The organism is Actinotalea sp. (assembly GCF_035443605.1).
Classification (GTDB): domain Bacteria; phylum Actinomycetota; class Actinomycetes; order Actinomycetales; family Cellulomonadaceae; genus Actinotalea.
In genome coordinates, this window is record NZ_DAORSQ010000114.1 from 1 (window position 1) to 7,486 (window position 7,486).

6 protein-coding genes and 1 riboswitch are annotated in these 7,486 nt (G+C 75.3%); of the genes, 3 read left to right on the top strand and 3 right to left on the bottom strand.

Annotated features, from left to right (window positions below; all coding sequences use genetic code 11):
* Positions 1-285: 285 nt before the first annotated feature.
* Complete coding sequence (locus PKY62_RS11225; RefSeq protein WP_324536981.1) at positions 286-1,269, bottom strand: FKBP-type peptidyl-prolyl cis-trans isomerase; 984 nt, start codon at positions 1,267-1,269, stop codon at positions 286-288.
* A gap of 210 nt (positions 1,270-1,479) precedes the next feature.
* Positions 1,480-1,574, top strand: a riboswitch (SAM riboswitch).
* Positions 1,575-1,577: 3 nt separating this feature from the next.
* On the opposite strand from PKY62_RS11225, the gene PKY62_RS11230 reads away from it, so the two are divergent.
* Both PKY62_RS11230 and PKY62_RS11235 read left to right on the top strand, forming a co-directional pair.
* The gene (locus tag PKY62_RS11230) at positions 1,578-2,531 is read left to right on the top strand and encodes a methylenetetrahydrofolate reductase (RefSeq protein ID WP_324536983.1); all 954 of its coding nucleotides are present in this window, start codon (positions 1,578-1,580) and stop codon (positions 2,529-2,531) included.
* Positions 2,528-3,607, top strand: coding sequence for a VIT1/CCC1 transporter family protein (locus tag PKY62_RS11235; RefSeq protein ID WP_324536985.1), 1,080 nt, complete (start codon positions 2,528-2,530; stop codon positions 3,605-3,607). The genes PKY62_RS11230 and PKY62_RS11235 overlap by 4 nt, the downstream gene beginning before the upstream one ends.
* Before the next feature lie 23 nt (positions 3,608-3,630).
* Here PKY62_RS11235 and PKY62_RS11240 read toward each other — a convergent pair whose 3' ends face one another.
* Complete coding sequence (locus tag PKY62_RS11240; RefSeq protein WP_324536986.1) at positions 3,631-4,413, bottom strand: VOC family protein; 783 nt, start codon at positions 4,411-4,413, stop codon at positions 3,631-3,633.
* A gap of 107 nt (positions 4,414-4,520) precedes the next feature.
* Complete coding sequence (locus PKY62_RS11245) at positions 4,521-5,714, bottom strand: MFS transporter (RefSeq protein WP_324536988.1); 1,194 nt, start codon at positions 5,712-5,714, stop codon at positions 4,521-4,523.
* 30 nt (positions 5,715-5,744) lie between these two features.
* On the opposite strand from PKY62_RS11245, the gene PKY62_RS11250 reads away from it, so the two are divergent.
* Positions 5,745-7,486, top strand: a 1,742-nt coding sequence (locus PKY62_RS11250) for a diguanylate cyclase domain-containing protein (RefSeq protein ID WP_324536991.1), incomplete at its 3' end; no start/stop codon positions are given.

A 7,486-nucleotide genomic window follows, 5' to 3' on the forward strand; every position in this document is an offset into this window, starting at 1 on the left:
GCTGTCCGGCTCGGCGCGCTCCCACAGCAGCCGCACCCGGATCCCGCCCGGCGCCTCGTAGAACGGTGTCGCCTCCGTGAGGAAGCCCTCGAGCGCCGCGCGGCCGCCCGGCGGGACGCGGCCCGCCAGCACCAGGGTGATCACCCCGCCGAGGCTACCCACGGCAACCCGCAGACGCCCGCCCCTGCGCACCGAGCTCCGCGGAACGACGCGACCCGACGCGGGAAGGGGCCGGATCCGGGCGTCGGGCGCCGTGGTCCGGACCCTTCCCGCGGGGGGTCGCGGTCAGTCGGCGGAGAGGATGTCCACGACGAAGATCAGCGTCGAGTCCGCGAGCTCGCTCTCGGTGCCGCCGTAGGCCAGGGCCGACGGGATGACGAGCAGCACCTGCGAGCCGACCGTCTGGCCCACGATGCCCTGGTCCCACCCGTCGATGACGGCGCCGGAGCCGATCAGCGTCTGGAACGGCGCGCCGTTGACCCACGAGGAGTCGAACTGGGTGCCGTCGAAGGTCCACCCGGAGTACTGCACCGTGAGGAGCTGGCCGGCCTCGACCACCGCACCGGCGCCCGTGATGAGCGGCTGGACCACGAGCTCGGTGGGCTCGACGGTCCCGGCCGGGATCTCGATGGACGGCTCGCCGTTCTCGGCCAGGGTGACCAGCGGCAGCCCGTCGACCGGCGCGACGGCGTCGCCCTCGGCGCGGGTCGGCGAGATCCCGAGGATCTCCAGGGCCATGAGCGTCGCGGGTGTGGCCTCGACGGCCGCCGTCGTGTCGGTGGCCTCGACGGCCGCCGTCCCGGGCACGGCGAACAGCACGCGCGCGCCGACCTGCTGGCCCAGGATCGCGTCGGTGAGCTCCGGGAAGATCTGGCCGTCGGCAAGGCTGAGCGTCTGCGGAGTGTTCTCGTCCCACGTGGAGAGCAGCACCGAGCCGTCGTCGCCGGAGACCGCGACGTAGTGGAACGAGATGAGCGAGCCGGCCTCGACGGTGTCCCCGGTGCCTTCGACGTCGGGGCGGGCGACCGGACCGGTGATGGTGAACGGCTGGTCGAAGGTCAGGGTGGGCGCTGCACCCAGGTCGCCCTCGGCGGTCACGGCGGCCAGCGCGGCGACGTCCTCGGGGGAGGCCTCGGTGCTCGCGCCGTCGGTGGCCGACGTGGAGGCCGACGGGGTCGCCTCGGCCCCGTCCGACGACGAGCACCCGGCGAGCGCGAGGGTGGCGAGCAGGGCGAGAGCAGCGGTGGCGGCGGTAGCCGGTCGACGCACGGCGGAGTCCTTCGACGACGGTCGTCCGACGGCGGCGCGGTGGGCCACGGTCGGCGCGTCCGCGGTTGCGGACCCGGAGGACTCTACGTGGTCGGCCTGGGTGCCCCCTGTGGACCGGCGGCGCCACGACCGCTGGGCGAGACGTGGCGTCCCACCCGTCGGGACCGTCGACCCCCCGGGCCACCGGTCGGCAGGCCGTAGACTGGGTCCGTCCCATCACGAGCGGCCGAGAGATCTGGCTCGACGACGCCGCAGCAACCCCCCTGGGCACAGGGAGCGGGTGCTCACGCCAGAGCCGATGGAGCGCGATGACCACGCCGACCACCCCCGCCGCACCGGACGGGGTCGCTGCACGCCTCCGGGCGGTCGACACCCTGGGCCCCACGCTCTCCTTCGAGCTCTACCCGCCGCGTACGCCGGGCGCGACGGAGGCGCTGTGGCGCACCATCCCGCACCTCGCGCAGGCGGCGCCCGACTTCCTGTCCATCACCTACGGCGCGTCCGGCTCGTCGCGGGAGACCTCGCGCGCCGTCGTCCGACGCGTGCTGACGGACACCGAGATCCGCCCCGTCGCGCACCTGACCTGCATCGGCTCGCCCCGGGACGAGGTGCGCCAGGTCGCGGAGGAGTTCCTCGCCGACGGTGTGCGCGACTTCCTCGCCCTGCGGGGCGACCCGCCGGCCGGCGCGACCGACTGGACCCCGCACCCGCAGGGGCTGCGCACGGCGGCGGAGCTCGTCGCGCTGCTGCGCGACATCGACGCGGGCATGGGGATCGCGGCGGCGGCGTCGCCGGCCGCCGTCGGGCCGGCGCACGAGGTGCCGGGCGCGCGGCTCCCCGGCGACCTCCTCGCGCTCAAGGCCAAGCAGGCCGCCGGTGCGCAGTACGCGATCACGCAGGTGTTCTTCGAGGTCGAGACCTACACCCGCTACCTCGCCGTGGCGCGGGCCGCGGGCGTGCACCTGCCGCTGCTGCCGGGGATCGTCCCGCTCGACGACCCGGCGCGGCTGCGCCGGCTGCAGGAGATCAGCGGCGTCGTGGTGCCGTCGTGGATCCTGGACCGGCTCGACGCGGAGGGCGACGAGACGCGCCGCCGCGCAGCCGGTGCGGCGATGGGAGCGGAGCTGGCTCAGCAGGTGCTCGCGGCCGGCGCGCCGGGTCTGCACCTCTACACGTTCAACCAGCACGCCGGGTCGTTGGCACTCCTCGAGCGCCTCCGCGGCGGGACGCTCGGCCGTCGCCCGGTCGGGGCGCGCACGTGACCGGGCCCAGCGCAGCGGACCTGCGCCGCTGGCGAGGGCACCTCGCGGACGAGCGCGCCGAGGCCGCGGTCTACCGGGACCTCGCCACGCGCCGCACGGGCGAGGAGCGCGAGATCCTGCTGGCTCTGGCCCAGGCCGAGGGGCGCCACGCCGCCCACTGGGAGGCGCTGCTGGGGGATCAGGTGGGTGCGCCCCGGCGCGGCGACATCCGGTTCCGCGGGCTCGCCTGGCTGGCGCGGCACTTCGGCTCGGTGTTCGTGCTCGCCCTGGCCCAGCGCGCCGAGGCGCGTGCCCGCTACGAGGTCGACGTCGACGCGACCCCGACGATGGTCGCGGACGAGCGGATCCACGAGGAGGTGGTCCGGGCGCTGGCCACGCGCGGCCGGCTCCAGCTCTCCGGGACCTTCCGGGCCGCCGTCTTCGGGGCCAACGACGGGCTCGTCTCGAACCTCGCGCTCGTCATCGGGGTCGCCGCCGCCGGCGTGTCCCAGGCGACCGTGCTGCTCACCGGGCTGGCCGGGCTGCTCGCCGGGGCGCTGTCGATGGGCGCCGGCGAGTTCATCTCGGTGCGCTCCCAGCGCGAGCTGCTCGCGGCGACCTCGCCGAGCCCGTCCGCCGCGCACGCGCTGCCCCACCTCGACGTCGCAGCCAACGAGCTGACGCTCGTCTACCGCGCACGGGGGATGGACCCGGACGAGGCCCAACGCCGGGCCGACGAGGTGCTCGAGGACATCGCCCTGCTCGGCCCCGACAGCCGGGCGTTCCACGCCGACATCGTCGTCGACGACCACGAGGCCGTCGGCACGGACGTGGGTGCCGCCCTGTCGAGCTTCAGCTTCTTCGCCTCGGGCGCGGCGATCCCCGTGCTGCCCTACCTGCTGGGCCTGCAGGGCACGACGGCGCTCGTCGTCGCCATGGCCGCCGTCGGGCTGGCACTCATGCTCACCGGTGCCGTCGTCGGCCTCATCTCCGGCGGTCCGCCGCTGCGCCGCGCGCTGCGCCAGCTCGCCATCGGCGCGGGCGCCGCCGCCGTCACCTACGGGCTGGGCACGGTCTTCGGCGCGTCGTCGCTCTGAGGGCCGGGCCCGCGCGCCGCCCCTCAGACCTCGAGCGGGCTGACCGGCTCCGTCGTCGACATGAGGGCGAACCGCTCGCCGGCCGGCCCGGCCACCGTGGCCATCCGGCCGTACGGGCTGTCGTGGGGCTCGCCGAGCACCGTGCCGCCCAGCTCGACCACGCGCGCCGCCGACGCATCGGTGTCGGCCGTGGCGAGGTACGTCAGCCAGTGCGGGGCCTCGCCGGTGTGCAGGGTGCCCCGGCCGCCGAGGCCGCCCACGGCCCTGCCGTCGCCGAGGTCGAACGTGGCGTAGTGGAACCCCTCGTCGGACATGTCCTCGAACCCGTAGCCGAACACGTGCCCGTAGAACGCCCGGGCCGCGGGCAGGTCGTCGCTGCACAGCTCGTTCCAGATCATCGTGCCGGGTTCGTTGACGAGGCCGGCACCGGCGTGCCCGGCGGACTCCCACAGGCCGACGGTCGCGCCGGTCGGGTCGGCGAGCAGCACCATCCGGCCCGAGCCGGGGATCTCCATCGGTGGCACCAGCACGGTGCCGCCGGCCGCCTCGGCCCGCGCGACGCTCGCGTCGGCGTCCGCGGTGCCGAGGTACGTGGTCCAGGCGGGTGGCCCGCCACCCTCGGTCATCCCGGCGATGAGCCGACCGCCGCGGTGCGCCATCGCGTAGTGACCCATCTCGGGGCCGAGCTCCGGGGTGAGCTCCCAGCCGAAGAGGCCGGTGTAGAAGGCGCGGGCAGCGGTGCGGTCGGGGACCATGACGTCAGCCCACATCGGGGTGCCTGCCGGCCAGGTGCCGTCGTGGATCATCGTCGCCTCCGTCCGGCGACGCGGGGGTCGCGGTCGCCACGCCTCCATGGCACCACCCGGCGGTGACACGCACCACCGGGGCGGGACCGGGCGACCCGGGTGGGGCCTCAGGCGGTCCCGCCGGTGGCGCGCAGCACGCGCAGCGAGGCGAGGGTCGCGACCACGGCGGCGACGGCCGAGGCGACGACGACGAGGAAACCGCCGTGCGAGCCCTGGGCGTCGATGAGGCCCCCCGCGAGCGAGGAGCCGATCGACACCCCGAAGCCCAGCGCGGTGCCCACCCAGGTCAGACCCTCGGTCAGCTGCTCGCGCGGGACCAGCTCCTGCACCAGGCCGTTGCCGTTGATGAGCGTCGGCGCGATGGAGAAGCCGGTGACGAACATGACGACGGCGAGCGTCCAGAGGTTGTCCACGACGAAGAACAGCGACACCCCGACGGCGAGCGCCACCATCCCGATGGCGAACCGCCGCCACAGCGGGCTGACCCAGTGCCGCGTGCCGTACCCCAGCCCGGCGAGCAGCGAGCCGGCGGCGAACACCCCCAGCACGACGCCGGCGGCACCCTTGGACCCCTGCTCCTCGGCGAACGCGACGGTCGAGACGTCGGTGGCACCGAAGATCGCGCCCATGAAGACGAAGACGCCCGCGAGCACGAGCATCGGGGCCGAGCGGGAGAGCCGGGCGCCGTGGCCCGCGGGGCGCCGGCTGGCCGGCGGCTCGGTGCCGCGCTGCGCGAGGAACGCGAGCCCGCCCACCAGGACCGCGACGATGGGTACCAGCAGGCTGGCCGTCGGCTGCACGGACGTGGCCAGCACGGTGGCCAGGACGGGCCCGATGACGAAGACGAGCTCGTCGAGCGCGGACTCCAGGGAGTACGCCGTGTGCAGCGAGCGCGCGTCGTGCAGCACGTGCGACCAGCGCGCGCGGACCAGGGCCCCGATGGAGCCCAGGCTCGCGCCGGTGACGACCGCAGCCCCCGCGAGCAGCCACGGGGACCCGTGCGCCAGGGCGACGCCCACCAGGCCGATGAGGCCGAGCACCGAGACACCGACCGCCGGCCGCATGATGCGGGCCTGACCGTGGCGGTCGACGAGCCGCGCGAGCACCGGCGAGCAGACCGCATGGGTGACGACGTAGACGGCGGAGATCTGCCCGGCGAGGCCGTAGGACCCATACAGGTCTGAGACCATCAGGACGATACCGATCCCGACCATCGACATCGGCAGGCGAGCCAGCGCCCCCGCCGCGGAGAAGGCCAGGGCGCCGGGGCGCGACAGGACCTCGCGGTAGGGCTGGAGCATGCGGGCATTCTCGCCCATGGACGGAGGACGATGCGCGCAGACGGTCGGCCGGGCGCCGCGGTCCGTTGGCGGGACCGTGCCTACGGTCCCGTGGGGATCGCGCTGCTCGCCGCTGCCGTCTTCCTCGTCGCGACGTCGTCGATCGAGTGGGTCCCGCCGGGCAACGGGGTCGCCGCATGGTGGCCGGCGGCCTCGATCTCCGTGCTCGCCCTGGCCTGGGCGCCGCACCGGCGGTGGGCCGTCGTCGTGGCGACGGTCTTCCTCGCGACGACGGCGGCCAACGTCGTCGCGGGCCGCGACCTGGGGCCGGCAGCGGGCTTCGGCCTGAGCAACACCCTCGAGGCACTGACCGTCGCGTGGATCCTCGTGCGGCGGCGCGGCGCACCGGCCGAGCCGCGGCTGACGACGCTCGACGACTTCGGCCGGTTCGTCGTGGCCACCCTGGCCGGAGTCGCCGTCATGGCGACCGGCGCGGGGCTCACCGCGCTCGCGGCCGGGAGCACCGCGCCCCTCGACGTGGCCCGCACGGTCGTCGCGAGCCACGGCGCATCGATCCTCCTGCTCGTGCCCTTCGGCATGGTGCTGCCCGCCGGGCGCTCCCGGGCGTCGCGCACGGAGGTGGCGGCGCAGTGGATCGCCCTGTTCGCGGCCGTGCTCGTCGTCTTCTGGCCGGGTCGTGCGCTGCCGATGACCTTCCTGCCGCTGCCGCTGATGGTCTGGGGCGCGGTACGGCTTCCCGTGCGCACGGTGGCGGCCCAGCTCATCGCGGTCGGCTTCGCGGTGACGTTCCTCACCCGCGCCGGTGGCGGCCCGTTCGCCGAGCACCTCGGGCCGTGGGAGGGGATCACCGTCTCGTTCATCGAGGCGTACCTCGTGGTCGGGGCGCTCATCGTGCTGCCCCTCGCGGTCTCGGTCGCCCAGCGCCGCGAGGCCCTCGAGCGGATCGCGGCCTCCGAGCGGCTGTTCCGCCAGGGGTTCAGCGACGCGCTGCTCGGCATGCTGGTGCTCCGCCGCCACGGCGGGGGGCTCGACGTCGTCGAGCTCAACGACGTGGCGGCCCGGCTGCTGGGCCGCGGGGTGGCAGAGCTCAAGGGCAGCTCGTGGACCGACCTGCTCGAGGCCGGCGACCGGGCCGTCGTCGCCGCGCAGGTGGCCGCGATGACCCACGGCACGACGACCGGCTGGCACGGCGAGCTGACGGTGCGGTCGGACGACGCGGTGCGCCGGGTCGAGGTCTCGCTGTCGCCGATGTCGGCGGAGGCCGGCGACGGGCTGTTCGCGGGCCAGGTGGTCGACGTCACCGGGCGGCACGAGGCCGAGGAGCGGCTCACTGCCCAGGCGCTGGCGGACGCCCTGACCGGTCTGGCCAACCGCACCCTGCTGCGGGACCGGATCGACCTGGCGCTGCGCACGCTGACCGACGACGGCGCCACGGTCGTGGTGCTCTTCTGCGACCTGGACGACTTCAAGCACATCAACGACTCGGCGGGGCACTCCATCGGCGACGGCGTGCTCATCGAGGTCGCCGCGCGGCTGCGCACCCTGCTGCACCCTGACGACCTCGCGGCACGCCTCGGCGGCGACGAGTTCGTGGTGCTGCGCCCGCGCTGCACGGACACGGCCCACGCCGAGGCGCTCGCCGCCCGGGTGCTCGCCGTGCTGGGCGAGCCGCTGGTGCTCGGCGGGCAGGCGCTGACGCTCGGTGCCAGCATCGGCATCGCGTGCGGTGGGGCGGACGCCGAGGGTGGCGAACTCCCAGGCTCCATCCGGGG

What these genes read in the sequence shown, in the direction of transcription:
- PKY62_RS11245 (WP_324536988.1), bottom strand. Translation starts at nt 5,714, where the DNA reads ATGCTCCAGCCCTACCGCGAGGTCCTGTCGCGCCCCGGCGCCCTGGCC.
- PKY62_RS11230 (WP_324536983.1), top strand. Translation starts at nt 1,578, where the DNA reads ATGACCACGCCGACCACCCCCGCCGCACCGGACGGGGTCGCTGCACGC.
- PKY62_RS11240 (WP_324536986.1), bottom strand. Translation starts at nt 4,413, where the DNA reads ATGATCCACGACGGCACCTGGCCGGCAGGCACCCCGATGTGGGCTGAC.